Below are 26446 nucleotides of genomic sequence, written 5' to 3' on the forward strand. Positions count from 1 at the left end.
TTCGAGATGGTCCGTTACCGGAGCCGCTGCGGCAGCGGCCGGTTCCTGCGTTGGCTGGCGTTCCTACCCTAGCTAAGATTCGAGGATTTCGCCGGTGGTCATGTTGATGGCGACGGCGGCTTCGTTGCTTTCGGCCGCCTCGCCCAGATGCCTGCTGACAGCCTCCGCCAGCGCGGGTCCGATGCCCTTGGCGGCGGTGAGTTCGACGACGGAGGCCGCCTTGATCTTCTTGAGCGAACCGAAGTGGGCCAGGAGGGCCTTCCGCTTGGCTTCGCCGAGGCCCGGCACGCCATCCAACGCGGAGACCGTCATGGCCTTCCCCCGCTTCTGGCGGTGGAAGGTGATGGCGAAGCGGTGGGCTTCGTCGCGGATGCGCTGGAGCAGGTACAGGCCCTGGGAGGTGCGGGGCAGGATCACGGGGAAGTCGCTGTCCGGCAGCCAGACTTCCTCGAGCCGTTTGGCCAGGCCCACCACGTAGACGTCGTCGATACCGAGGTCCGCGAGGGCACGTGCCGCGGCGTTCACCTGGGGCTGGCCGCCGTCGACGACGACAAGGTTGGGCGGATAGGCGAACTTGGCTTTCGCCGGGGCCGCGGTGTCGTCGGCCGGCTCTGCACCCTCCCCTGAGGGGATTTCGCCGGAGGGCATCTCACCCGAGCGTATCTCACCCGAGCGTATCTCACCCGACTTCGGCGGCTGGGCCGCCTTGTCCTGCAGGTAGTGGCGGAACCGGCGGGTCAGGACATCGTGCATGGCGGCGGTGTCGTCGCGGGCCGCCTCGCCGGTGATGGAAAACTTGCGGTAGTCGGCCTTCTTGGGCAGCCCGTCCTCAACCACCACCATGGACGCCACCACGTTGGTGCCCTGGACGTGGGAGATATCGAAGCATTCGATGCGGAGCAGCGGCACGGGTAGTTCGAGGGCTTCCTGGAGTTCCTGCAACGCCTGGGAACGCACAGTGATGTCCCCCGCGCGGCGTACCTTGTGCAGTTTCAGCGCTTGTTCGGCGTTTTCCCGGACAGTGGACATGAGGGCTGCCTTGTCGCCGCGCTGCGGAACCCGGATGTCCACCTTCGCGCCGCGCAGCCCGCCCAGCCATTCGATGAGTTCGGTATGGTTGGCCGGGGTTTCGGGCACCAGGACTTCCCGGGGGATCCGTTCCTGATACTCGCCGTCTTCGCCATAGACCTGCTGCAGGAGGTGCTCGATCAATTCCGGCGTGGTCACGTCCTCGACCTTTTCGACGACCCAGCCGCGCTGGCCCCGGATGCGGCCGCCGCGCACGTGGAAGACCTGCACTGACGCTTCCAGGTCGTCTTCGTGCAGCCCAAAGACGTCAGCTTCCGTTTCCTCCGAGAGCACCACGGCGTTGCGTTCGAAGACTTTGCGCAGGGCGGCGATGTCGTCGCGGACCCGGGCGGCACGTTCGTAGTCGAGTTCGGCGACGGCGCCCGCCATTTCCTTCTCCAGGCGGCGGATGAACCTGCCCGCTTCGCCGCCCATGAAGGCGCAGAAGTCCTCCGCGAGCTGCCGGTGCTCCTCCGGGGTGACCCGGCCGACGCAGGGGGCGGAGCATTTGTCGATGTAGCCCAGCAGGCACGGACGGCCGCTCGCCTGGGCTCTTTTCAGGACTCCGGCACTGCAGCTTCGCACCGGGAAGACCCGGAGCAGGGTATCCATGGTTTCCCGGATGGCACCGGCGGTGTAAGGACCGAAGTAGCGGGTGCCCTTACGGCGTTCTCCACGCAGCACCTGTACGCGGGGCAGCTTCTCCCCCATCGTCACGGCAAGGTAGGGGTAGCTCTTGTCGTCGCGGAAGACGACGTTGAAGCGCGGCTTGAATTCCTTGATCCAGGTGTATTCGAGCTGCAGGGACTCCAGTTCGCTGGCGACCACCGTCCACTCCACGCTGCTCGCGGCGTGGACCATGGCGTGCGTCTTCGGCAGGAGCCCGGCGGGGTTGGCGAAGTAGGAGTTCAGCCGGGAGCGGAGGTTTTTGGCCTTGCCGACATAGATGACCCGGCCGTGCGGGTCCCGGAAGCGGTACACGCCCGGCGTCGTCGGAATTTCGCCCGTCCGGGGCCGGTAACTCGCTGGATCTGCCACGGATCCAGTCTAGTAAGGGAAACGGCGTCCCGCGGCCAGGGCTATTCGGCGCTCTTGCTCTGGTTGTAGCCGGCCGCCCGTTCCTGGCCGCTGAGTTCCGCGATGGCGTCCATGATCCGGTCCGTGACCGCGCGGCGCGCAGGAAGGGAGTGGTCCGGACCCGTCTTCTCGAAGTACAGCGGCTCCCCCACTTTCATGGTGAAGTGCTGCGGACGGACGGCGTTGGTTTCGATCGACTGGAGCTTGTCCGTGCCGATCAGGCCTACCGGGATCACCGGGGCGCCGGTGGTGAGGGCGAGCCAGCCGACGCCGGTGCGTCCGCGGTACAGCAGCCCGTCGCGGGAGCGGGTGCCCTCGGGATAGATGCCGATGCCCCGTCCGGTGTCGAGGATGTCCAGCAGGGTCTTGAGGGCCTGGACGCTGGCGGCCTGCTCGCCGCGTTCCACGGGAATGGAACCCACGGCCTGGAAGAACGCCTTCATGGCACGGCCCTTGAAGCCCTTGCCGGTGAAGTATTCGGCCTTGGCGAAGAACGCCACGGGCCTTGGCATGAGCGCTTGGACGATCACGCTGTCGAGGAAGGATAGATGGTTGGGGGCGATGATGAAGGGGCCGTCCTTGGGCACGTTCTCCAGGCCGACGACGGTGGGCCGGCAGGTACCGGAAATCAGTCCGCGGGTTGTCCAGCGGATGACATCAAAGGCTTCCATCGTTCTGCACCTCGCTCAGCGCCGCCGCACGGACAACGTCCAATTCTTCAATCTTCTTCCGCAGCTCGTCCGTCGTGCGGACCACCGCGACGGCGCCGGCTTCTTCAAGCTCGCCGTCCGGTGCGAAGCCCCAGCGCACCCCGACGCAGTCCAGGCCGTTGGCCATGGCCCCAGCGACGTCCTGGTGGCGGTCCCCGACCATCACCGCACATTGGCCGCCCAGTTCGGCGAGGGCCGCGCCGACGATCTCGACTTTTCCGGCGGGCACGCTCCTGCCGGAAGGCAGCACGGCGTCCGGGGACTCGTCGTCGGACGATCCGCAGATCACCGTGAAGAATCCGGCAATGCCGTGGTGCTCAAGGACAATTTGCGCCAGGCGCAGCGGCTTCTGGGTTGCGACGGCGACCGGCCGGCCGGATGCGGAAAAGTGGTCCAGCAGGCCGTGGATGCCGGGGTAGAGCCGGCTGGCGGCGATTCCGGTGGCCAGGTAATGGGTCCGGTAGCGGGTGATCACTTCCCCGACGAGCTCCGCGGGGACGCCGGCGATGGTTCCGAGGGAGTCGCTGAGCTTGGGGCCGACCATGGAGTCCAGGATTTCCTGGTCCGGTACAGGCAATCCCATCTCGCCCAGGGCCGCGGCAATACCCCCTGTGATTCCGCCGGCAGGATCGACAAGGGTGCCGTCCAGATCGAAGATTACAGGCACCGATGTTTGAGTCACCGGGTTAGTTTCTCACGAGTTGAGGCATGCCTGAAATTCACATTCCGGCCGGGGAATACACCGGGGGTCCGCCACGCGCGCACCCTGGGGGTCCCCGGCCGGAGAGCCTACGCCCGGCCCAGGATCTCCGCGAGGAAGGTGCCTGTGTGGCTGTCCGGAGACTTGGCGACCTGCTCGGGAGTGCCCGTGGCCACGATGCGCCCGCCGCCGGAACCACCGTTGGGACCAAGGTCCACGATCCAGTCGGCGGACTTGATGACGTCCAGGTTGTGCTCGATGGTGATCACCGTGTTCCCCTTGTCCACCAGGCCCTGGAGCACCAGGAGAAGCTTGCGGATGTCCTCGAAATGCAGGCCGGTGGTGGGTTCGTCCAGGACGTAGATGCTCCGGCCGTTGGAGCGCTTCTGCAGTTCCGAAGCGAGCTTCACGCGCTGGGCTTCGCCGCCGGACAGGGTGGTGGCCGGCTGGCCGAGGCGCACATAGCCCAGGCCGACGTCGACCAGGGTGTTCAGGTGCCGGGCGATCGGGGTGAACGCGGCGAAGAACTCCGCGCCTTCTTCGATCGGCATGTTCAGTACATCAGCGATCGTTTTGCCCTTGTAATGGACTTCCAGGGTTTCGCGGTTGTAGCGCGCACCGTGGCAGACCTCGCACGGGACGTACACGTCCGGAAGGAAGTTCATCTCGATCTTCAGGGTGCCGTCACCCGAGCAGGCTTCGCAGCGCCCGCCCTTGACGTTGAAGGAGAAGCGGCCGGGCTGGTAGCCGCGGACCTTGGCCTCGGTGGTCTCGGCGAAGAGCTTGCGGATGTTGTCGAACACGCCCGTGTAGGTAGCCGGGTTCGAGCGCGGGGTGCGACCGATGGGGCTCTGGTCCACGTGCACCACCTTGTCGAGGTGCTCCAGCCCCTGCACGGAACGGTGGCGCCCCGCCACCTGCTTGGCGCCATTGAGCTTGTTCGCCAGCACCTTGTACAGGATCTCGTTGACCAGGGTGGACTTGCCGGATCCGCTGACGCCGGTCACGGCGGTGAGCAGGCCGAGCGGGAAGGTGGCGTCCACGTTGTTGAGGTTGTTCTCGCGGGCGCCGATGACCTTCAGCTCGCGCTTCTTGTCGTACTTGCGCCGCTTGGCCGGGAGCTCGATGCTGCGCCGGCCGGACAGGTAGTCGCCGGTGAGCGAGCCGCGGTTTTCCAGGAGTTCCCGGTAGGGGCCGGAATGCACCACCTGGCCGCCGTGCTCGCCGGCGCCGGGTCCGATGTCCACCACCCAGTCGGCTTCGTGGATGGTGTCTTCGTCATGCTCCACCACGATCAGGGTGTTGCCGAGGTCGCGCAGCCGGGTGAGGGTTTCGATCAGCCTGCGGTTGTCCTTCTGGTGCAGGCCGATCGAGGGCTCGTCCAGCACATACAGCACGCCCACCAGGCCCGAACCGATCTGGGTGGCCAGGCGGATGCGCTGGGCTTCGCCGCCGGACAGGGTCCCGGAGGGGCGTTCGAGGTTCAGGTATTCGAGGCCGACGTCCAGGAGGAAGGTCAGGCGCGCCTGGATCTCCTTGAGAACCTGGTGCGCGATCTGGGCTTCACGTCCGGTCAGGGTGAGGTTGCCCAGGAACGCGGCGCATTCGCGCATGGGCAGCGCAGCGACTTCTGCGATCGACTTGCCGTTGATCAGCACGGAGAGGGAGGCCGGATTCAGCCGGGCGCCGTTGCATTCCGGGCAGGGGATCTGGCGCATGTACTCTTCGTAGCGGTCGCGCGCCCAGTCCGAATCGGTTTCGCCGTGCTTGCGGTGCACGTATTGGATGGCGCCCTCGAACCCGGTGCTGTACTTGCGTTCCCGGCCGAAGCGGTTGCGGTACTGGACGACGACCTTGTGGTCCTTGCCGTGCAGCACGGTGCGGCGGACGTCGGCGGGCAGTTTCTCCCACGCGGTGTCCATGGAGAAGCCGAGCTCCATGGCCAGGCCTTCGAGCAGCCGGTTCCAGTATTCCGTGGTGGCGGTGCCCAGGGACCACGGGGCGATGGCGCCCTCGTTGAGCGAAAGCTCGGGGTTGGGGACCACCAGTTCCTCGTCCACCTCAAGCTTGGTGCCGATGCCGGTGCAGGCAGGGCAGGCGCCGAAGGGGTTGTTGAAGGAGAAGGAGCGCGGCTCGATCTCGTCGATGGCCAAGGGGTGCTCGTTGGGGCACGCCAAGTTCTCCGAGAACGCCCGGATGCGGTGGGGGTCCTCCTGGTCCAGGTCCACGAACTCGGCGAGCACGCGGCCTTCGGCGAGGGACAGCGCCGTTTCGATGGAGTCGGTGAGGCGCTGGCTGATGCCTTCCTTGACCACGAGGCGGTCCACGACCACTTCGATGGTGTGCTTGAACTGCTTGCCGAGCTTCGGCGGGTCGCTCAACTGGATGAGTTCACCGTCCACCCGGGCGCGGGCGTAGCCCTTGGCGGTGAGTTCCTTGAAGAGCTCCACGAACTCGCCCTTGCGTCCGCGGACCACCGGCGCCAGGACCTGGAAGCGGGTTCCGGCGTCGAGCTCGAGGAGCTGGTCGACAATCTGCTGCGGAGTCTGGCGGGTGATCGGCTCGTGGCACACGGGACAGTGCGGGCGGCCGACGCGGGCCCACAGCAGGCGCATGTAGTCGTAGATCTCGGTGATGGTGCCCACCGTGGAGCGCGGGTTTTTGCTGGTGGACTTCTGGTCGATGGACACTGCCGGGGAGAGGCCCTCGATGAAGTCGACGTCCGGCTTGTCCACCTGGCCAAGGAACTGCCGGGCATAGGCCGAGAGGGATTCCACGTAGCGGCGTTGTCCCTCGGCGAAGATGGTGTCGAAAGCCAGGGACGACTTGCCGGACCCGGACAGGCCGGTGAACACGATCATGGCGTCACGGGGCAGGTCGAGGTCGACGTTGCGGAGGTTGTGCTCCCGCGCGCCCTTGACGACGAGCCGGGACAGGTCATGTCCGGCAGGCTGCACGGGGGCGGGGGGAACGCTCTTGAGGGTTTCGACGGCGGAGTCTTCAGCTACGGCTTTGGGCACCCACTAATGCTAATCGAAAACTTCTTCGAATTTCCATGTGCCGTTGCCCACCCCGGAAGTACTCCCTGCCAGGGTCGGACGGCGGCCCGCACCGCGGCGGGGCGCCTAAGCGTCGTCCCGACGGCCCCCGCCGCGCGCTTGCGGGCGTTGGGAGGGGACCTGCGCGCTACGTTTCGTCGTAGGCGGCCGCGAGAAGCTGGACTGCCTCGGCGAAACTCGCGCCCTGGGCCCGGGCTGCGGCGGCGTATTCGGCAGCCACCGCGGCCAGCACGCTGTACCGTTCGTCGCGGGCGCAGACCACAGTTCCGTTCCTGCCGCGGGTGGCGACGACACCGGCGGCCTCGAGCTCCTTGTAGGAGCGGGCCACCGTGTGCGGGGCGACGTCCAGCTGCTCGGCCAGCTTCCGCACCGCCGGCAGCCGGCTGCCGACAGGGAGGGTGCCGCTGTCCGCAAGGTCGATGATGCGCAGGCGGAGCTGCTCGAAAAGCGGCACCGAACTCGTCTGGCTGGGCCGCCACTCCCCCGGAAACACCGCCTGGGCACTCATCGCGGCGTCCCGGTACCGACGCCGTCGAGCGGCGTGTCCGGTTCGTCGCTCCCGGCGAACTGGGCCTTGTGCAGCAGGGCGTAATGGCCACCCCGGGCCAGCAGGGTCTGGTGCGTTCCGTGCTCGACAATCCGTCCGTGGTCCATGACCAGAATTAGATCAGCGTCCCTGATCGTGGACAAGCGGTGTGCGATCACGAAGGACGTCCGGTTGCTCCGGAGCCGGTGCATGGCGTGCCGGATCAGCACCTCGGTGCGGGTGTCCACCCAACTGGTGGCCTCGTCCAGGACCAGGACGGGCCGCCCCGACAGCCGGGCACGGGCAATGCTGAGCAGCTGCCGCTGACCCTGGCTGAGGGGCTCGCCGCCGTTGCTGAGCATGGTGGCATAGCCGTCGGGGAGCGAACGGACGAAGTGGTCCACGTGGCTCGCCTCGGCGGCGGCGACGATGTCCGCGTCGCTGGCGGAGGGGTCGCCGTAGGCGATGTTTTCCCGAATGGTCCCGGTGAAGATCCAGGGTTCCTGCAGGACGACGCCGAAGTGCTGACGAAGTGCGTCCCGGGGCATCTGCGTGATGTCCACGCCGTCCACGGTGATCCGGCCGGCGTCGGGCTCATGGAAGCGCATGAGCAGGTTCACCAGGGTGGTCTTGCCTGCGCCGGTGTGACCCACGATCGCGACCGTCTGGCCCGGATCCACCGTGAAGGAGAGGTCTTCCAGGACCGGCGTGTCGGGGCGGTAGCGAAAGGAGATGTGCTCGAAGGCGACGGCACCGCGGCGGCCGTTCGCAGAGGCCGCGTCCGGCAGGGACACCGCCTCGGCCGGGAGTTCGGCCGCGTCGAGCAGTTCGAAGATCCGGGCGGCGGACGCCGAGCAGGATTGGAGCGCCTGGACCATTCCGCCGATCTGTCCGAGCGGCTGGCTGAACAGGCGGTTGAACTGGATGAAGGCCTGGATGCCACCGATCGTCATGGCCCCGGCGAGAAACTGCAGCCCGCCCACCAGGGCCACCCCTACGTAGCTGGCGTTGGAGACGAAGGCCATGAGCGGCTGCACCAGCCCGGAAAGGAACTGGGCGCGCGCGCTGGCGTTATACAGGGTGCTGTTCCGGGTCGCGAAACGGTCCGCCATGAGGCCCCGGGCGCCGAACAGCTTGATGGTCTCGTGGCCGGAGGCAGTTTCTTCCACGATCGAGTTGACCTCTCCGGTGGCCGCCCATTGCCGCGCGAAGTAGTTCCGGGCAGGCCCGCTCACCATATACGACAGCAGGGCCGAGACGGGAACGGTGAGGAGCGCCACCAGCGCCAGCAACGGCGAAATCAGCAGCATCATGCACAGCGAGGCAAAGGCCATCAGCAGGGAGGTGATCAGCTGGCCCAGCAGCTGGTTGAGGAGCTGGGCCACGTTGTCGAGGTCGTTGCTCGCCCGGCTCAGCACGTCACCACGGCTGCGGCTGTCGTAATCGGCCACAGGGATGCGGTGCAGCTTGTCTTCGACGGCCTGCCGGAGCCGGTATGCGAGCCCTTGGACGGCGCTTGCGGTCAGCGTCCCCTGCGCCCAGCTCAACACCGACGCGACGACATAGATTACAGCCACGGGGACCAGCAGGGCGGCGAAGCGGGCCGCATTGAAGCCACCCCCCAGCACCGCTTCGGCGACGACGTCAGTGGCGTCGCCGAGGATCTTCGGCGCGGAGACGTTGAGGACCACGAAGCAGGCGATGCACAGCAAGGCACCGGTCATCGCGGCCCGGGACGGATCCAACATTTCGATCAGGCGGAACAGCGCACGCCCGCGAAGCGGTCGCTTGGGGCCGGTGGCCTCCCCCGCCGGCGCCGGCCGGCTCATGGCTCTTCCGCCGTGTCGAGCTGGGAGGCAACGAATTCCCGGTAGTGCTCCGACTCGGCCAACAGCCCCGCATGGGTGCCGTTGCCGACAATTTTGCCGTTATCGAGTACAAGGATCCGGTCCGCGGTTTCCACGCTGCGCACCCGTTGGGCCACCATGAGCACCACGGAGGTGGCCAGTCGCGGCCTCAGCGCCGCGAGGATCCGGGTTTCGGTAAGGGCGTCGAGGGCGGAGAAGCTGTCGTCGAAAAGGTGGATGGACGCCGGCCGCAGGAGGGCACGGGCGAGGCACAACCGCTGCTTCTGCCCGCCGGAGAGCCCGCCACCTTGGGCGAGGACCGTATTGAGGCCGTCCGGGAGGGCGGAAACGAACGACGCCGCCTGCGCCGTGTCGAGCGCCTCCCACAGTTGCGTGTCGCTCGCCGTGGGGAGGGCGATCCGGAGGTTGTCCGCGACGCTTCCGTCGAAGAGCCAGTTCCGCTGCGGCACGGCGGCGATGCCGCGCCGCAGCGTGTCCAGCGGAATCCCGTGCGTATCCTCGCCGCCGATGGTGATGCTGCCGCCGCTCGCTTCGAGCAGCCTCGGCACCAGCCGCAGGAGGGTGGATTTCCCGCTGCCCGTGGAGCCGATGATGGCCGTCGTCGTGCCCGGCGGCGCCCCGAAACTGATGCCCTCCAGCACCCGGGCCTCGGCTCCGGGGAAGGCGAAGGAGACGTTCTCGAAGCGCAGGACCGCCTTGGACGGTCCATGGGCCGGCGTCGACGAGTGCCTGCCGTGCCAGGCCGGTGGCGGGGCGGGCGTTACCTGGTTCGCGCTGTCCGTTTGCCGTTCGTCAGGGCTGGTGAGGATTTCGCTGATCCGTTCAGCGCTGACCTCTGCCCGGGGCGCGGCGGAGAGAACGTACATGGCCATCATGATCGCGAGCAGGATCTGCATGATGTAGGCAGTGAAGGCGGTCAAAGCGCCCAGTTCCATCGCGCCGCTGACAATCCGGAGTCCGCCCAGCCACACTACTGCCACCGAAGACAGGTTCACCACGGTCATCACCAGCGGGAGCATCACCGCCACGATCCGCGCCGAACGCAGGTTGTTGGCCGTGAGCGCGCCGTTGGCGGCGGCGAAGCGTTCCTTCTCGTACGGGCGCCGGACGAAAGTGCGGATCACCATGACGCCCATGATCTGCTCCCGGATCACGGTGTTGATGCGGTCCACGAGCCCCTGTCCTTGCCGGTACAGCGGGACCAGTTTGTGGACGATCCGGAGCATGATCAGCATCAGCAGCGGAATGATGGCGAAGACCAGCCACGCGAGGGTACCGTCCTGTGCCACCGCCAGCAGCACCCCGCCGACGCCCATGACCGGGGCGGCGACGAGCATGCTGAACACGAGGATCACCGCGGTCTGGACCTGAAGGATGTCGTTGGTGGTGCGGACCACCAGGCTGGCCGGTCCGAAGCGTTCCGCTTCCTGGGCGGGCAGGGCATGGATCTTCTCGAAGAGTTCCTGCCGCAGGCGCCGCCCGATCTTCATCGCGACGACGGCTCCGAGGTATCCGGCGGATACTGCCGCCAGCACCTGGACGAAGGCCAGGGCCAGCATCCGTCCGCCGAGTTCCAGCACCACGGAGCTGTTGCCGGCGAGCAGGCCGTCGTCGACGATCTCGGCGTTCAGCGTGGGAAGCAGGAGGGTAGCGCCGACCTGGAGCAGTTGGAGGAACGCGATGGCTGCGACGTGCAGCCGGTACGGGGCAAGGCGCCGCAGTACGAGAGCTGCGAGCATCCGGCCTCCGTTCCATGTCCGGGAGGCTACGGCCGCCAAACGAATGCAGCCCCCACTGTCGCGAATGCCATTGTAGTGCAGATCACAACCAGGGCGGCTTAAGCGGGCGCGCCTTCCGGCAGGGCGCCAGCCGGGTAACCTCCGGCCTTGTGCCCTACCGCGAAGATGCGCCGGAAGGGGAACACCGTGCCGTGCCGGGTTGCGGGGTAGGCCTCGCGCAGCAGCGCCGCGTATTGCTCCTCGAAACGAGCCGCGTCCTCCGTGGACAAGGCAGCCAGCACCGGTCGCAGGCCCGTTCCACGGACCCATTCGAGCACGGGATCCCGCCCCGGCAGCAACTGCTGGTAACTGCTCTCCCAGGCGTCGGCCTTCCACCCTGCGTCGAGCATCACGGCGAGATAGTCCGCCGGCCCGCCCACGGCGTCGTCATGGCGCAGCACGCCCTCCAACTGCTCCGACCAATCCGGAGACGCCGCGAGTTCCCGCATCAGCGTGTGCGAGGGTGCCCCGAAGTTGCCGGGGACCTGCAGCGCGAACCAGGCCCCCGCCGGCAGGGCATCCAGCCAGCGGGGCAGCAGATCCAGGTGCGCTGGAACCCATTGCAGGGCTGCATTGCTAACTACGACGTCGCACTCGCGGCCGGGCATCCAGTCCTTGATATCGGCGGCGTCGAAGGCAAGGCCGGGGTGCCCTTCCACCTGCCGGGCGGCACGCCGCAGCATCTCGGGCGAGGAGTCGAGGCCCAGGACACTGGCCCCCGGCCAGCGGTCCGCCAGGGTCGCCGTCAGGTTTCCCGGGCCGCAGCCGAGGTCCACCACCTGCCGGGGCGAGTCCGCGACGATCCGGGCGGTCAGGTCGAAGAACGGCCTGTCGCGGTAGTCCCCGAACTGCACGTATCTGCCGGGATCCCATGTCATCGCCTGTGCCACAGCCGTCTCCTCGTAGGTATCTGGCTCCACACTAAGCTGGAGGCAATGAAACTTCTTGAGCAGCTCTCCGGCATGTCACTCGGCGGCCCGGACGGCGGATCCCCCGACCCGGACGATATCTACACCCGCTTCGTTGAATGGACCGAGGGCCGCGGGCTCCAGCTCTACCCTGCGCAGGACGAGGCCATCATGGAGCTGGCCGGCGGCGGCAACGTCATCCTCGCCACCCCCACAGGTTCGGGGAAGTCGCACGTCGCCATCGCCGCACATTTCACGGCGATGGCCCGCGGTGGCCGCAGCTACTACACCGCCCCCATCAAAGCCCTGGTGTCAGAGAAGTTCTTCGCCCTGTGCGACATCTTCGGCGCGGAGAACGTCGGCATGATCACGGGCGATTCGGGCGTCAACCAGGACGCGCCGATCATCTGCTGCACCGCCGAAATCCTGGCCAACATCGCACTGCGCGAGGGCGCGGCGGCCGACCTGACCGCCGTGATCATGGACGAGTTCCATTTCTATGCCGACCCGCAGCGCGGCTGGGCCTGGCAGGTGCCGCTGCTCGAACTGCCGCAGGCCCAGTTCCTGCTGATGTCCGCGACTCTGGGCGATGTGAGCCGTTTCGAGACCGGGCTCACCGATCTCACCGGCCGCCCGACGGCGACCGTCAGTTCCGCCGAACGGCCCATTCCGCTGCACTACTACTACCAGGAGACTCCGGTCCACGAGACCCTGGAGGAACTGCTGGAAACCAGGCAGGTCCCGGTCTACGTGGTGCACTTCAGCCAGGTGGAAGCGATCGAACGCGCGCAGAACTTGATGAGCATCAACATGTGCACGCGCGAGGAGAAGGACCGGATCGCCGAACTGATCGCCGGTTTCCGATTCGCCGCCGGTTTCGGCAAGACGCTCAACCGCCTGGTGCGGCACGGCATCGGCGTCCACCATGCCGGCATGCTGCCCAAGTACCGCCGCCTGGTGGAACAGCTTGCCCAGGCCGGACTGCTGAAGGTCATCTGCGGCACCGACACGCTTGGCGTCGGGATCAACGTGCCGATCCGCACGGTGCTGCTCACCGCGCTGAGCAAGTACGACGGCGTCCGCACCCGGCTGCTTAACTCCCGTGAGTTCCACCAGATCGCCGGGCGGGCCGGCCGCGCGGGCTACGACACCGCCGGCACCGTGGTGGTCCAGGCACCGGAACACGTGGTGGAAAACGCCAAGGCAATGGCCAAGGCCACCGCAAAATTCGGCAACGACCAGAAGAAGCTGCGCCAGGTGGTCAAGAAGCGTCCGCCCGAGGGTTTCGTCTCCTGGGGCCAGCCCACCTTCAACAAGCTGGTGGAGTCGGTGCCCGATCCCCTGTCCTCCAGTTTCACCATCACCCACGCGATGGTCCTGAACTTCATGGAACGGCCAGGGGATCCGTTCGTGGCGGCGCGCCGCCTGCTGAGCGAGAATCATGAAGCCCGGCCGGCGCAGCTGAAGCTGATGAAGAAGGCCCTGGGCATCTGCCGCGAGCTGCTTGCCGCCGGCGTCGTGGAACGCGTACCGGTGGACGAACAGGAGCAGGAAGGCCGCTCCCTGCGATTGACGGTCCACCTGCAGCCGAACTTCGCCCTCAACCAGCCGCTCTCGCCGTTCGCGCTTGCGGCACTGGAACTGCTCGACCCGGAGTCGCCGTCGTACGCCCTTGACGTGGTTTCCGTGATCGAGGCGACCCTCGAGAAGCCGCGCCAGATCCTCTCCGCGCAGGAGAAGAAGGCCCGCGGCGAAGCTGTGGCCGCCATGAAGGCGGACGGCATCGAATACGAACAGCGCATGGCCATGCTGGAGTCGGTCAGCTATCCGAAGCCACTGGCCGGGATCCTCGGCGATGCGTTCGAGGTGTACAGGCGGGCGGCCCCTTGGGTGGGCGACTTCGAGCTGACCCCCAAGTCGGTGATCCGGGACATGTACGAGCGCGCCATGAACTTCGGCGAATTCGTCCAGTTCTACGGCCTGGCGCGCTCCGAGGGCATCGTGCTGCGCTATCTCGCGGACGGCTTCCGGGCGCTGCGCCAGACCGTCCCGCAGGACGCCCTCCGGGACGACTTGGAAGACCTCATCGCCTGGCTCGGCGAGCTCGTACGGCAGGTGGATTCGTCCCTGCTGGACGAATGGGAGGAACTCACCTCCGGCGCTGCACCCACACCGCACGACGCTCCCCCGCCCCCGCCGCCGGCCCTGACCTCCAACATCCGGGCGTTCCGGGTGATGGTCCGGAACGAGATGTTCCGGCGGGTGGAACTGTTCGCGGCGGAGGATTCGGCAGCCTTGGGAGAGCTCGACGGAGGCAGCGGCTGGGATGCGCCCCGCTGGGAAGAGGCATTGGATGACTATTTCGACGAGCACGATGACATCGGCGACGGGCCCGACGCCCGCGGCCCCGGCCTGCTGATCATCACCGAAGAGCCCGGGATCTGGCGCGTCCGGCAGATCTTCGACGATCCCGCAGGAAACCACGACTGGGGAATCTCGGCCGAAGTGGACTTGGCGGCGTCGGATGAAAGCGGAACCGCCGTGGTGACGGTGACCGATGTAAACAGGCTGTAGGCGGCGACGCGTGGAGGCCGTGCCGGACCTGGCCAGCAGCCTGCGGGTGCTGGACGCCTTGCGCAGCGCCGTCCGTGCGCAGTGCAGCGGGCCCAGGCAATGGTGGTCCGGCGCGCTGGACGTGGAAGGCCTCGCCATGGGCGCCGTCCAGGCGACTGCCACGGCCCTCAACGCACTGACGGAGTCCGGCAGGTACTCCGCCAGCTCCACCCGGGTAGCAGCCGCCTTCGATTCCTTGGGGCATCTCCGAATCGACGGGCGCCACGCTGAAGGGTTTGCCCCGATATCGGGGTTCCGCCGCACCGCCGACGGCTGGATTCGGCTCCATGCCAACTACCCGCACCACGCCGAACGCCTCATGCGGGCCCTCAACGTCTCCACACCCGGAGACGTTGACATAGCGCTTTCCCGCGTCACCGCAGACGACGCCGAGGCACTCATCACCTCGCACCACGGCGCAGCGGCCGTTGTGCGGACGCGCGACGCATGGACCTCGACAGCCATGCGTGCCGCCGTCGCGTCCGGACCATGGATTTCCTTCACCGCCTCAGTTCCTTCCCGGGTCCGCGGCCACACTTGGATCCCTGCTCCCGGTGGTGTCCTCCCGCTGGCCGGCCTCAGGGTGCTGGACCTGACGCGCGTCATCGCCGGTCCTGTGGCCACCCGCTTGCTTGGAGCTCTGGGAGCGGACGTGCTGCGCATCGACCCGCCCGCCCTGCCGGAGCTGGCTGATGCCTTCATCGACACTGGTTTCGACAAGCGCAGTGCCGAGGCGGACCTGGCGGCCCCGGGCGTGCTTGGCAGGGTTGAGGAACTGATCGCTTCCGCCGACGTGTTCATCAGCGGTTACCGGGGCGGCGCCTTGGAGCGCTTCGGCCTGGACCCGGAATCGCTGCGGGAGCGGTGGCCCGGCCTGGTGGTGGGCACCCTGGACGCGTGGGGTTCCGAGGGGCCATGGAGTGGACGGCGTGGTTTCGACAGCCTAGTGCAGGCAGCCTCCGGGATCGCAGTGGCGTACGGCACAAACGACGACGGTTTCCGCCCGGGCGCGCTGCCGGTCCAGGCCCTGGACCACGCCACTGGCTACGGGGTGGCCGCCGCTGTCCTCGCCCTTCTGGCCGAGCGGCACGGCACCAGAGCAGGTGGCAGCGCCAGGCTATCCCTCGCCCGGACGGCCGAAGAACTCTTCGCCCTCCCGGCCACGCTGCTTGACAGCCAGGGCAGCGGATCCGCCCCTGATCCCGCCCTTTCCGCTATGGACAGCCCGTACGGCAGCCTCCGCCACGTGGGCCCGCCCTTGCTCGCCGACGGCGTCCCCTTGAAATACAGGCGCCCGCCGGCCCCCTACGGATCATCCGCTCTGGGATGGCAGGTAAGCTCGGAGCCATGAGTGTGATCCGTTCCGCAACCCCCGCCGATGTCCCCGTAATCCTGCAGATGATCCACGAACTGGCAGTGTACGAAAAAGAGCCGGACGCCGTGAAGAACACCCCGGAGATGCTGCACGGGGCGCTGTTCGGCGGCAACCCGCGGGTGTATGCGAACATCGCCGAGAACGACGACGGCGAGGTCCGCGGCTTCGCCCTGTGGTTCCTGAACTACTCCACCTGGGAGGGCGTGCACGGCATCTACCTCGAGGACCTCTACGTCACGCCCGAGGCCCGCGGCGAGGGCCACGGCAAGGCGCTGCTGCAGCATCTGGCCGCCACCGCCGTCGAGAACGGCTACGCCCGGGTGGAATGGAGCGTGCTCGACTGGAACGAACCCTCCATTGCGTTCTACAAGAGCTTGGGCGCCGCGCCCATGGACGAGTGGACCACCTTCCGGCTCACCGGCGACGCGCTGGCCTCTTTCGGTGCGGTCGGCCCCGGTGCGGTATCCCTCGGCGAAAGCCTGGCCCGTGGCTGAGGCATTTGCCGCCCTGGCCGCCGGGAACCCGGCGGCCGCGACCGCAGGCCACACCGTTGGAGCCCGCCACGCATTCCGTGGCGTCCGCACGGTGGAGCACTTCTTCACAGTGCCGCTGGACCACGCACACCCCGGCGACGCCGAGATCACGGTCTTCGCGCGGGAATACGTCTCCGCGGACCACACCGATGCCGAGGCCGCCGCGCTGCCCTGGCTGCTGTTTCTGCAGGGCGGCCCCGGCGGCCGCGGCAACCGGGTCACCTCCCTATCCGGGTGGATGAAGGCGGCCGCCCGCGAGTTCCGGATCCTGATGCTGGACCAGCGGGGCTCCGGCCTGTCCAGCCCCGTGGACCGCAACACGCTGCCGCTGCGTGGCAGCGCGGAAGAACAGGCCGGCTACCTGGCCTTCTTCCGGGCCGACTCGATCGTGGCCGACGCCGAGCTGATCCGGGCCGCCCTGGGAGCGGCCCCGTGGACCGTGCTGGGCCAGAGCTTCGGCGGCTTCTGCGCCCTGAGCTACCTGTCCTTCGCCCCCGCCGGACTGAAGGAAGTCCTCATCACCGGCGGCCTGGCACCACTCCAAGGCCCGGCGGAGCGGGTCTACCGGGCCACTTTCGAACGGGTCGCAGCACGCAACGCCGAATACTTCGCCTGGTACCCGGAGGACCGTGAACGGGTCACCCGGATCGCCCGCCACCTCGAGTTGCACGAGGAACTGCTTCCCGACGGCAGCCGGCTCACTCCCGAGCGTTTCCAGATGGTCGGCTCCTTCCTGGGCGGCAACACGCGCGTGGACGCCCTGCACTACCTCCTCGAAGACGCCTTTGTGGCCACCCCGGACGGTGAACGGCTCTCCGATGCCTTCCTGGAGCAGGTGCGCGCCCAGGTGTCACGGGCAGCCAACCCCTTGTACGCCGTGCTGCACGAATCGATTTACGGCCAGGGCCAGGCCACGGACTGGGCTGCCTGGCGGGTGCTCGGGGAATTCCCGGACTTCCGTCCCGATGCTGACGCACCCTTGCTCACCGGCGAAATGGTCTACCCCTGGTACTTCGAGCAGGACCCCGCCCTGCAGCCGCTGCGCGAGGTGGCCGAGCTGCTCGCCGCGAAGCCGGACTGGGCACCCCTGTACGACCTGGAACAGCTGGCTGCCAACACCGTTCCGGTTGCCGCTGCCGTCTACCGGGACGACATCTATGTCGATTTCGACTTGTCGATGGAGACCGCCGCGGCAGTCCGTGGCCTGCAGGCCTGGACCACCGCCGACTTCCACCACGACGGCATCGGTGAAGACGGCGAAGGCATCTTCCGGCGCCTGCTTGGCATGGTCCGCGCGGAGACCACAGTCCGCTCCGAAAGAACAGTCCGCGGCTGACGCAGATTCCTGAAGCCTTCTAGGCCGTGTCCGCTTCCGTCCGGAACATCCGCAGCAGGAGAGCGCCGATGACGGCGGCGGCGAGGACCAGCGCGGCCATGTTCAGTCCCTGGTAGCCAAGCCAAGCCAGGAGCAGCCCGGAGAAGCCGCCGCCCACCGCGCCCGCTGCGCCCATGAGCGTGTCCGAGACGCCCTGCACGGTGACGCGTTCCTCCTGCGGCACGCTCTCGGCCAGCAGGGTTGACCCGGCGATCGTGGCGGCGGACCAGCCCATGCCCAGAAGCACGAGGCCCGCGGTCACCGCTGCCGGCTCATGCTGCCCGAAGCCCGCCACGCACGCGGCGGCGATCAGCAGCACATAGCCCAGGCCGATGGTGGGAAGCCGCCCGGCCTTGTCCGTCAGCCAGCCCATCAGGGGCGAGAGCGCGAACATGCCGGCGATGTGCAGCGAAATCGTGAAGCCGATGATGGTCAGTGCGTCGGTCCCCATGGTGTGGCCACCGTGTCCGGTGATCGGCCCTTCGACGAGCTGCTGCAGGTGCAGCGGCGTCATGGACATGACGCTGACCATGATGCCGTGCGCAGACACGATGGAGGCGAGGGCGAGGAGGGACATCGGCGAGGACCGGACCGCTTTGAGTCCCAGTGCGAGGGAACGGCGGCGCGGACCGGGCCGGCCGCCGTCGGGCTCTGATCCGCTCAGGCGGCGGGCGAGCAGCAGCGGGTCCGGGCGCAACCCCGTGAGGAGCAGGACCGCCGCCAGCAGGAGCCCCGCCACCGAGAAGATGAACGGCCCTGCGCTGGCCGGGAGCCCGAGGGCTTCACCGACGGCGGCACCCGGCTGGATCAGGTTGGGTCCGGCGACGGCGCCGATAGTGATGGACCAGACTACGGTGGACAGGTCGCGGCCGCGGCGCGCCGGATCAGCGAGGTCGACGGCGGCGAAACGGGCCTGCAGGTTCGCCGCCGATCCGAGTCCGAGGAGGGCGCCGCCCAACAGGAGCAGCGGGAAACTGCCGGCGGTGGCCGACACGATGACGAGGAGCGCACCGACCATCGCCGCGAGAAGCCCGGTGACGAGTCCGATGCGGCGGCCGCGGCGTTCGGCCAGTCCTGCCAGCGGAAGGGCCGCGACGGCCGCGGCGAGGGTCAGGACTGTGGTCACCGAACCGGCCCAGGCTTCCGAACCGCTGAGCTGCACCGCCAGCAGGGAGCCGATGGAGAGGGTGGCGCCGTTGCCGATGCCGCTGAGCAGCTGCGCTGCGCTCAGGAGGGCGACGGAACGGCGCTGGACTGCTATGGGATCCATGGTTTCAGTCGGAGTCAATGCCACCACCCGAGCATATCCCCGCATCGCCCGGACGGCTCCCGGATACGCCAGAACCCCGGTCACATGGTGACCGGGGTTCCGGACAAGGCGCCTGACGGCGTCAGTCGACGTCGCTGTATTAGTCGACGTCGCTGAGGCTCTTGCGGGAGTCCTCTTCGAGGCGGGCGTCCAGCTTGGACTGCTTGGCCGCCGGGCTGAGCAGGCTGGCCACCACCGCGATGATGATGGTGCCGATGATGACTGCCAGGGATACGAAGGTGGGGATCTCAGGGGCCCATTCGATGTGGTGGCCGCCGTTGATGAACGGCAGTTCGTTGACGTGCATCGCGTGCAGCACCAGCTTCACGCCGATGAAGGCCAGGATGACCGAAAGTGCGTGCTTGAGGTAGACCAGCCGGTTCATGAGGCCGCCCAGCAGGAAGTAGAGCTGGCGCAGGCCCATGAGGGCGAAAATGTTGGCCGTGAACACGATGAAGGCGCTCTGGGTGAGGCCGAAGATCGCCGGAATGGAGTCGACGGCGAACAGCAGGTCGGTCATGCCGATGGTCACGAAGACGATCAGCATCGGCGTGAAGACCTTCTTGCCATCGACCGTGGTGCGGAGCTTGCCGCCGTCGAACTTCTCGGACATCGGCAGGACCTTGCGGAGCCGGCCCACCAGCGGGTTCTCGGAGCCTTCTTCCTCGTCATGGCCGTCGTCCTTGGCCTGCTTCCAGGCCGTCCAGAGCAGGAAGGCGCCGAAGATGTAGAACACCCAGCTGAACTGCTCGATGACCACCGCGCCGAGCGCGATGAAGATCCCGCGCAGGATCAGGGCGATGATGATGCCCACCATCAGCACTTCCTGCTGGTATTTCCGGGGCACGGCGAAGCGGGCCATGATGATGATGAAGACGAACAGGTTGTCGATGCTCAGGCTGTATTCGGTGACCCAGCCGGCAATGAACTGGCTGCCGTGCTCAACGCCGTCAAAGGCAAAGATGGCGCCGGCGAAGGCCAGGGCAAGGGCGACGTAGAAGCCCACCCAGAGGCCCGCTTCCTTCATGGAAGGTTCGTGCGGGCGCTTGACCACCAGCAGGAGGTCGACGAGCAGGATGATTCCGAGGACGACAAACGAGCCGACCTCAAACCACAGGGGAAGCTGCATGAAAAATGCCTTTCGCAGGGTACGTCGAAGCGGTGTAAGTCTCTCCGGCCTGCCTGGGCACTTAGTGCAGATTCGGCGGCCCGCTGCGTCCGGCGAGGCATCTGTGCCTGGCGTGTTGACGGACGTAGCGCTCGGGATACTCCCCTACGTGACCACAACCTTACCCTAGGCGTGCCCGGCGGACTGCATTTGACGCAGCTCCCGCTTCAGTTCACCGACCTCATCACGCAGCCGGGCGGCGATTTCGAACTGCAGTTCGGCGGCGGCCGAATGCATCTGCTCAGTAAGTTGTGCGATGAGTCCCACGAGGTCCTCCGCCGGGGCCGCAGCGAGGCCGTCGCTGCGCACGGTGGCTGCGCCCTTCCTGGCCCCGGCTTTGGCCGACGAAGCGATGCCGCGCTTGCCCTTGCCGTAGTCGAAGCTTCCCAGCAAGGCATCGGTGTCGGCGTCTTCCCGGGCCAGCTGGTCGGTGATGTCTGCGATCTTCTTGCGCAGCGGCTGGGGGTCGATGCCGTTTTCGGTGTTGAACTTCACCTGGATGTCGCGGCGCCGGTTGGTTTCCTCGATGGCGTGGGCCATGGAATCGGTGATCCGGTCCGCATACATATGCACCTGGCCGGACACGTTACGTGCCGCACGGCCGATGGTCTGGATGAGGGACGTGGACGAACGCAGGAAGCCTTCCTTGTCTGCGTCCAGGATGCTTACGAGGGAGACTTCCGGGAGGTCCAGGCCTTCGCGGAGCAGGTTGATGCCGACCAGGACGTCGAATACACCCAGCCGCAGTTCCCGCAGCAGTTCCACGCGGCGCAGGGTGTCGACGTCGGAATGCAGGTACTGGACCTTCACGCCGTGGCCGAGCAGGTAGTCAGTGAGGTCCTCGGCCATGCGTTTGGTGAGGGTGGTGACCAGGACGCGTTCGTCCCGGTCCACGCGGGTGCGGATCTCGCCGAGGAGGTCGTCGATCTGGCCCTTGGTGGGCTTGACGACCACTTCGGGGTCGATCAGGCCGGTGGGACGGATGATCTGCTGCACGAAGCCGTCCGCCTTGCCAAGCTCGTACTTGCCGGGGGTCGCCGACAGGTAGACGGTCTGGCCGATGCGTTCCAGGAACTCGTCCCATTTCAACGGCCGGTTGTCCATGGCTGATGGCAAGCGGAACCCATGGTCCACCAGGGTGCGCTTGCGGGACATGTCCCCCTCATACATGGCGCCGATCTGCGGGACGGTCACGTGCGATTCGTCGATGACCAGCAGGAAGTCGTCCGGGAAATAGTCCAACAGGCAGTGCGGTGCGGTGCCTGAACCGCGGCCGTCGATGTGCCGTGAGTAGTTCTCAATGCCGTTGCAGAAACCCATCTGCTGCATCATCTCGAGGTCGTACGTGGTGCGCATGCGCAGCCGCTGGGCCTCGACCAGCTTGTTCTGGCCCTCCAGCACCTTGAGGCGCTCGGCCAGTTCGTCTTCGATGCCCTTGATGGCCCGGCTCATCCGTTCCGGACCCGCGACGTAGTGGGATGCCGGGAAGACGTACATCTCGGTCTCTTCCCGGATGACCTCCCCCGTGACCGGGTGCAAGGTGTAGATGTTCTCGATCTCATCGCCGAAGAACTCGATCCGCAGCGCCAGTTCCTCGTACATCGGGATGATTTCCACGGTGTCGCCGCGGACCCGGAAGGTGCCACGGTGGAAGTCCATGTCGTTGCGGGCGTACTGCATGGACACGAACTTGCGGAGGAGGTGGTCCCGGTTCAGCTCGGCACCCTTGCGAAGGGTCACCATCCCGGCGATGTACTCTTCCGGCGTGCCGAGGCCGTAGATGCAGGACACGGTGGCGACCACGACGACGTCGCGCCGGGTGAGCAGCGCGTTGGTGGCCGAATGCCGGAGGCGCTCCACTTCCTCGTTGATGGAGGAGTCCTTTTCGATGAAGGTGTCCGTCTGCGGGACGTAGGCCTCGGGCTGGTAGTAGTCGTAGTACGAAACGAAGTATTCCACTGCGTTGTTGGGCAGCAGTTCCCGGAATTCGTTGGCCAGCTGCGCCGCGAGGGTCTTGTTCTGCACCAGCACCAGGGTGGGCCGCTGGACCTGTTCGATAAGCCAGGCCGTGGTGGCGCTCTTGCCGGTACCGGTGGCACCAAGGAGCACGACGTCCTTTTCACCGTTGTTGATGCGTTCGGTCAACTCCGCGATGGCGGCCGGCTGGTCACCGGCAGGCTGGTACTCGCTGACGACTTCGAAGGGTGCGACGACTCGGTTGATTTCCTGGGCGAGGCTCATGCATCAAATCTACCCCTGCCCGCGGACAGTTACTGTCCGCGTTCCGGCGGCATTTCACGGGTCCCGCGTGGCAGGATGGCGCCATGGAAATCACCTTCGTGCAGCCCGAAGGGCTGGTCCGCAGCCCGGCCTTCAGCCATGCCGCCGTCGTCCCGCCGGGTGCCGCAACCATCTACCTGGGTGGCCAGAACGGCGTCGACGCCACCGGCGCCATTGTCTCGGATGACGTGGCCGAGCAGTCGCTCAGGGCGGTCACGAATGCCCGGCTGGCCCTGGAAGCGGCCGGCGCGTCCCTGGCCGACGTGGTGCAATGGACGGTGCTCCTCCATGTCGACGCCGACCTCCGCGCCGCGTACGGCGCCATCGCCCCGCACCTTGCCCGGGAGGGCGCCCCGCCGCTGGTCACGGCGGCGCGCGTGGCCGGCTTGGGCGTCCCCGGCGCCCTCATCGAGGTGAGCGCCATCGCCGCCGTGGTCCCCTGACGCTTCGGGCGCTTCGGCGTCAGGAGTACGACGGCGGCTGCCAGCCGCTGCTTGCGGCCCAGGCTTCCATCCGTGGCAGCGCCTGCCCGGTGAACCAGGGTTCCTTCGCTTCGGCGTAGCGGGCAGTGCCGGCGTCGTCGGCGAACTGCGCGGACAACTGTTCCTTCTCCATGGCGTAGTCCGCCCGGGCCTCCGCGTCGCAGCGCAGCCAGTCCCGGAAGAGGAGGGCGTAGCGCCAGCCCGGACTGCCGGCCACGCGGAGGTGGACATTGACTGCCTGTCCCGGGTCGGCGTTCGCGTGGAACCGCTTCTGCCAGAGGTCCGGATCTTCGGATCCGGGCTTTGCCGTGTCCCGCCACGCACCGGGAACCGCGGGGAAGCCGGCGTCCGCCAGGGCGGGGGCAAGGCCGTCCGCCGTCGCGAGCGAATCAACGGTGAGCTGCAGGTCAATGACGTCCTTGGCAGGCAGCCCGGGGACCGCCGTCGAGCCGATGTGGTCGACGGCCAGCAACTCCGGCGCAGCCTTCCGGATCCGCGCGGCGAGGCGTTCGGCGATGGCGGGCCAAGCAGGGTCGGGCGGCAGCAGCCGGGCGCTGCCTGGGCGTTCCGCGCGTGTGCCGTCGGCGAGGTTCGCGGCGAAGGGCAGCAGCCGCTCCGTCCACAGGCGGTCCACCCGGGCCACGATTTCCTCCCGCGAGCCGGTGTTGTCCAGGACCACGTCCGCCGCCGCCAGCCGTTCCTCGCGGGTGGCCTGCGCCGCGATCCGGGACCGCGCCTCGGCCTCGGCCATACCACGTTGTCCGGTCATTCTTTCGACGCGGAGTTCTTCCGGGGCATCGACGACCACCACCAGGTGGAAGTTGCTCCCCTGCCCGGTCTCGACGAGCAACGGGATGTCCTGGACCACGATGCCGCGTGGATCAGCCGAAGACAGGAGTTCGGCGGCACGCGCGCGGACCAGCGGATGGACGATCCCGTTGAGGACCTCACGCCGGGCCGGGTCGGCGAACACGATCCCGCCCAGGCGGGCACGGTCCAGCCGGCCCCCCCGGTCCAGGATGTCCGGGCCGAAGGCGTCCACGATCCGGCGGAGTCCCTCGGTGCCGGGTTCGACGACCTCCCGGGCGATCACGTCGGCGTCGACCAGCACAGCCCCGAGCTCGCGGAACCGTTGGGCCACCAGGGATTTTCCGGAGGCGATCCCGCCCGTGAGTCCGATTTTCAACACCCCTCCACCCTAAGCCCGGGCACGGGGCGCCCCAGCCAGCCGGCTTAGAATTGGTCAGTGCCAGAACAAGAGACCCGGGCCACGGCGTACACCACCCTTGCGGCCGGCGGCGACCTCCGCCATGAACTCGAGATCAAACGCTCCCGCTTCATCACCGTGCTGCGCCGTTCCGCGGACGAGGACGCGGCCCGGTCCCTCGTGGCGGATCTGCGCAAGGAGTTCCATGACGCACGGCACCACTGCTCGGCCTTCGTGCTCGGTGCCGACCGTGATATCCAGCGTTCCAGTGACGACGGCGAACCGTCGGGCACGGCCGGCATTCCGATGCTGGAGGCGCTGGTCAAACGCGAGACCATGCCCGGAGTGAGCGACCTGAGCGACATCAGTGCCGTCGTCGTGCGCTATTTCGGCGGCATCCTCCTCGGCGCCGGCGGCCTGGTCCGTGCCTATTCCGAATCGGTGTCCTCCGCGCTGGACGCCGCGCCTTTGGTCCGGCGGAGCCGGCTGCGGATCTGTGCGGTGCCCGTACCGCACGCCCAGGCGGGCCGGCTGGAGAACGAACTGCGGGCGGCGGGATTCGTCATGGCGGACAGCAGCTACGAGGCGGTCAATACCGTGCTGCGGCTCGCGTTGCCGGACAACGCTGCAGACATCGCCGACGCCGGTGCGCGCCTTGCCGCGCTGACGGCGGGCAGCGCCGGGCTTCTGCCGCAGGGCACCGAATGGATCGATACCGGGCTGGACATGTCCTCCCCGTGAAGCCGGCAGTGGACATGGCAGCACTATGTCCACCGGCGGGCCCACGCATTGGACGTGTGCTGAAATGATCCCGCGTTGGCGTTAAACGGAAGGCGCCCCCTCCAAAGGGAGGGGGCGCCTTCGTGGCTATTCAGCTGTTCCCGTCAGGGAGAGCGGAATCAGTTGCCGGTGAGCTTCTCGCGCAGGGCGGCGAGGGCCTCGTCCGAAGCCAGGGTGCCCGAGGAAGCCTCGGAAGCAGCCGGCTCGGAGGAGTAGCTGGTGGCAGCAGACTCGTTGTCGCCGGAAGCGGCGGCAGCGGCGTCGTCAGCAGCGTGCTGTGCAACCTGCTTCTTGTGGGCTTCCCAACGGGCCTGGGCGTCAGCGTACTGCTGCTCCCAAGCGGCGCGCTGTGCTTCGTAGCCTTCGAGCCATTCGTTGGACTCGGGGTCGAAGCCCTCGGGGTACTTGTAGTTGCCCTCTTCGTCGTACTCTGCGGCCATGCCGTACAGAGCCGGGTCGAACTCGGTGCTGTCGGCGTCAACGCCCTCGTTCGCCTGCTTGAGGGAGAGGGAGATGCGGCGGCGCTCGAGGTCGATGTCGATGACCTTGACGAACAGTTCGTCGCCAACAGAGACAACCTGCTCAGCCAGTTCGACGTGGCGGACAGCCAGCTCGGAGATGTGGACGAGGCCTTCGATGCCGTCTTCGACGCGGACGAACGCACCGAACGGAACGAGCTTGGTGACCTTACCCGGAACAACCTGGCCGAGGGCGTGGGTGCGGGCGAAGGTCTGCCACGGGTCTTCCTGCGTAGCCTTGAGCGACAGGGAGACACGCTCGCGGTCCAGATCCACTTCGAGGACCTCGACGGTGACTTCCTGGCCGACCTCGACAACCTCGGACGGGTGGTCGATGTGCTTCCAGGACAGCTCGGAAACGTGAACCAGGCCGTCTACGCCGCCCAGGTCCACGAAGGCACCGAAGTTGACGATGGAGGAAACGACGCCAGGACGGACCTGGCCCTTTTCCAGCTTGTTGAGGAAGGTGGAGCGGACCTCGGACTGGGTCTGCTCGAGCCATGCACGGCGGGACAGCACAACGTTGTTGCGGTTCTTGTCCAGCTCGATGATCTTGGCTTCGATCTGCTGACCGATGTACGGAGCCAGGTCGCGCACGCGGCGCATCTCGACGAGCGATGCGGGGAGGAAGCCGCGCAGGCCGATGTCGAGGATAAGACCACCCTTGACGACCTCGATGACGGTACCGGTGACAACACCGTCTTCTTCCTTGACCTTCTCGATGTCGCCCCAAGCACGCTCGTACTGAGCGCGCTTCTTGGAGAGGATCAGGCGGCCTTCTTTGTCTTCCTTGGTGAGCACCAGGGCTTCGACCTGATCGCCGACGGCGACAACGTCGCCCGGATCAACGTCGTGCTTGATGGAAAGCTCGCGGGAGGGGATGACACCTTCGGTCTTGTAACCGATGTCGAGCAGAACTTCGTCGCGGTCGACCTTGACGACGGTACCTTCGACGAGGTCACCGTCGTTGAAGTACTTGATGGTGGCGTCGACTGCTGCGAGGAAGTCCTCGGCGGTGCCGATGTCGTTGATCGCGACGACGGGGGCACCGGGCTTCTCGGTGGAGGTGATGGTCATGTAGTAGGGGCTCCGTTGTGGATAGTGTGTCGGTC

At 67.2% G+C, this 26446-nt stretch carries 19 protein-coding genes; 6 read left to right on the forward strand and 13 right to left on the reverse strand.

Translation table 11 applies throughout. From position 1 onward, the window contains the following. Positions 1-72: 72 nt before the first annotated feature. From uvrC to DWV11_RS02735, 8 genes are all read right to left on the reverse strand, one after another. A complete protein-coding gene (gene uvrC, locus DWV11_RS02700) occupies positions 73-2106 on the reverse strand; it encodes an excinuclease ABC subunit UvrC (protein WP_115787365.1) in 2034 nt (677 codons plus the stop codon). A gap of 41 nt (positions 2107-2147) precedes the next feature. Continuing rightward, positions 2148-2816: a lysophospholipid acyltransferase family protein gene (locus DWV11_RS02705; RefSeq protein WP_115787366.1), complete on the reverse strand. Its 669-nt coding sequence runs from the start codon at positions 2814-2816 to the stop codon at positions 2148-2150. After that, positions 2803-3537 carry an HAD hydrolase-like protein gene (locus DWV11_RS02710; RefSeq protein WP_115787367.1) on the reverse strand — a complete coding sequence of 245 codons (735 nt, stop codon included), beginning with the start codon at positions 3535-3537 and terminating at the stop codon, positions 2803-2805. Before DWV11_RS02710 ends, DWV11_RS02705 begins: the two co-directional genes overlap by 14 nt. Positions 3538-3644: 107 nt before the next feature. Continuing rightward, positions 3645-6575 carry an excinuclease ABC subunit UvrA gene (uvrA, locus tag DWV11_RS02715; RefSeq protein WP_115787368.1) on the reverse strand — a complete coding sequence of 977 codons (2931 nt, stop codon included), beginning with the start codon at positions 6573-6575 and terminating at the stop codon, positions 3645-3647. Between the two features lie 166 nt (positions 6576-6741). After that, positions 6742-7122, reverse strand: coding sequence for a GntR family transcriptional regulator (locus tag DWV11_RS02720; protein ID WP_115787369.1), 381 nt, complete (start codon positions 7120-7122; stop codon positions 6742-6744). Then, positions 7119-8969, reverse strand: a complete 1851-nt coding sequence (locus tag DWV11_RS02725) for an ABC transporter ATP-binding protein (RefSeq protein WP_115787370.1) — start codon at positions 8967-8969, stop codon at positions 7119-7121. Before DWV11_RS02725 ends, DWV11_RS02720 begins: the two co-directional genes overlap by 4 nt. Next, on the reverse strand, positions 8966-10747 hold the full coding sequence (locus DWV11_RS02730) for an ABC transporter ATP-binding protein (RefSeq protein WP_115787371.1): 1782 nt from the start codon (positions 10745-10747) through the stop codon (positions 8966-8968). The genes DWV11_RS02725 and DWV11_RS02730 overlap by 4 nt, the downstream gene beginning before the upstream one ends. 98 nt (positions 10748-10845) lie before the next feature. Further along, positions 10846-11664: a trans-aconitate 2-methyltransferase gene (locus DWV11_RS02735; RefSeq protein WP_115787372.1), complete on the reverse strand. Its 819-nt coding sequence runs from the start codon at positions 11662-11664 to the stop codon at positions 10846-10848. A 57-nt stretch (positions 11665-11721) separates the two neighbouring features. On the opposite strand from DWV11_RS02735, the gene DWV11_RS02740 reads away from it, so the two are divergent. The 4 genes from DWV11_RS02740 to DWV11_RS02755 are packed head-to-tail and all read left to right on the forward strand — an operon-like array spanning position 11722 to position 17551. Further along, positions 11722-14268: a DEAD/DEAH box helicase gene (locus tag DWV11_RS02740; protein ID WP_115787373.1), complete on the forward strand. Its 2547-nt coding sequence runs from the start codon at positions 11722-11724 to the stop codon at positions 14266-14268. Between the two features lie 10 nt (positions 14269-14278). Further along, the gene (locus DWV11_RS02745) at positions 14279-15658 is read left to right on the forward strand and encodes a CoA transferase (protein ID WP_115787374.1); all 1380 of its coding nucleotides are present in this window, start codon (positions 14279-14281) and stop codon (positions 15656-15658) included. Further along, positions 15655-16176 (forward strand): GNAT family N-acetyltransferase, encoded by a 522-nt coding sequence (locus tag DWV11_RS02750; protein WP_115787375.1) that lies wholly within the window; start codon positions 15655-15657, stop codon positions 16174-16176. Before DWV11_RS02745 ends, DWV11_RS02750 begins: the two co-directional genes overlap by 4 nt. A 13-nt stretch (positions 16177-16189) precedes the next feature. Then, entirely contained in the window at positions 16190-17551 is a 1362-nt protein-coding gene (locus DWV11_RS02755; RefSeq protein WP_115787404.1) for an alpha/beta fold hydrolase, read from the forward strand. A 19-nt stretch (positions 17552-17570) separates the two neighbouring features. Here DWV11_RS02755 and DWV11_RS02760 read toward each other — a convergent pair whose 3' ends face one another. The 3 genes from DWV11_RS02760 to uvrB form a co-directional block, all read right to left on the reverse strand. Then, positions 17571-18860, reverse strand: coding sequence for an MFS transporter (locus DWV11_RS02760; protein WP_115787376.1), 1290 nt, complete (start codon positions 18858-18860; stop codon positions 17571-17573). A gap of 139 nt (positions 18861-18999) precedes the next feature. Beyond that, on the reverse strand, positions 19000-20028 hold the full coding sequence (locus DWV11_RS02765) for a TerC family protein (protein WP_115787377.1): 1029 nt from the start codon (positions 20026-20028) through the stop codon (positions 19000-19002). A 165-nt stretch (positions 20029-20193) separates the two neighbouring features. Next, positions 20194-22308 carry an excinuclease ABC subunit UvrB gene (gene uvrB, locus DWV11_RS02770; protein WP_115787378.1) on the reverse strand — a complete coding sequence of 705 codons (2115 nt, stop codon included), beginning with the start codon at positions 22306-22308 and terminating at the stop codon, positions 20194-20196. An 83-nt stretch (positions 22309-22391) separates the two neighbouring features. Between uvrB and DWV11_RS02775 the strand changes: the two genes are divergently transcribed. Beyond that, a complete protein-coding gene (locus DWV11_RS02775) occupies positions 22392-22790 on the forward strand; it encodes a RidA family protein (protein WP_115787379.1) in 399 nt (132 codons plus the stop codon). Positions 22791-22809: 19 nt separating this feature from the next. Here the strand turns inward: DWV11_RS02775 and coaE are convergent, their stop codons facing one another. Beyond that, entirely contained in the window at positions 22810-24018 is a 1209-nt protein-coding gene (gene coaE / locus DWV11_RS02780) for a dephospho-CoA kinase (RefSeq protein ID WP_115787380.1), read from the reverse strand. A gap of 57 nt (positions 24019-24075) precedes the next feature. On the opposite strand from coaE, the gene DWV11_RS02785 reads away from it, so the two are divergent. Next, entirely contained in the window at positions 24076-24777 is a 702-nt protein-coding gene (locus DWV11_RS02785; RefSeq protein WP_115787381.1) for a YigZ family protein, read from the forward strand. A 158-nt stretch (positions 24778-24935) separates the two neighbouring features. On the opposite strand, the gene rpsA is transcribed toward DWV11_RS02785, so the two are convergent. Then, a complete protein-coding gene (gene rpsA, locus DWV11_RS02790) occupies positions 24936-26411 on the reverse strand; it encodes a 30S ribosomal protein S1 (protein WP_115787382.1) in 1476 nt (491 codons plus the stop codon). Positions 26412-26446: the final 35 nt, after the last annotated feature.

This window comes from Arthrobacter silvisoli, assembly GCF_003369445.1.
GTDB classification, from domain to species: Bacteria; Actinomycetota; Actinomycetes; order Actinomycetales; family Micrococcaceae; genus Arthrobacter; species Arthrobacter silvisoli.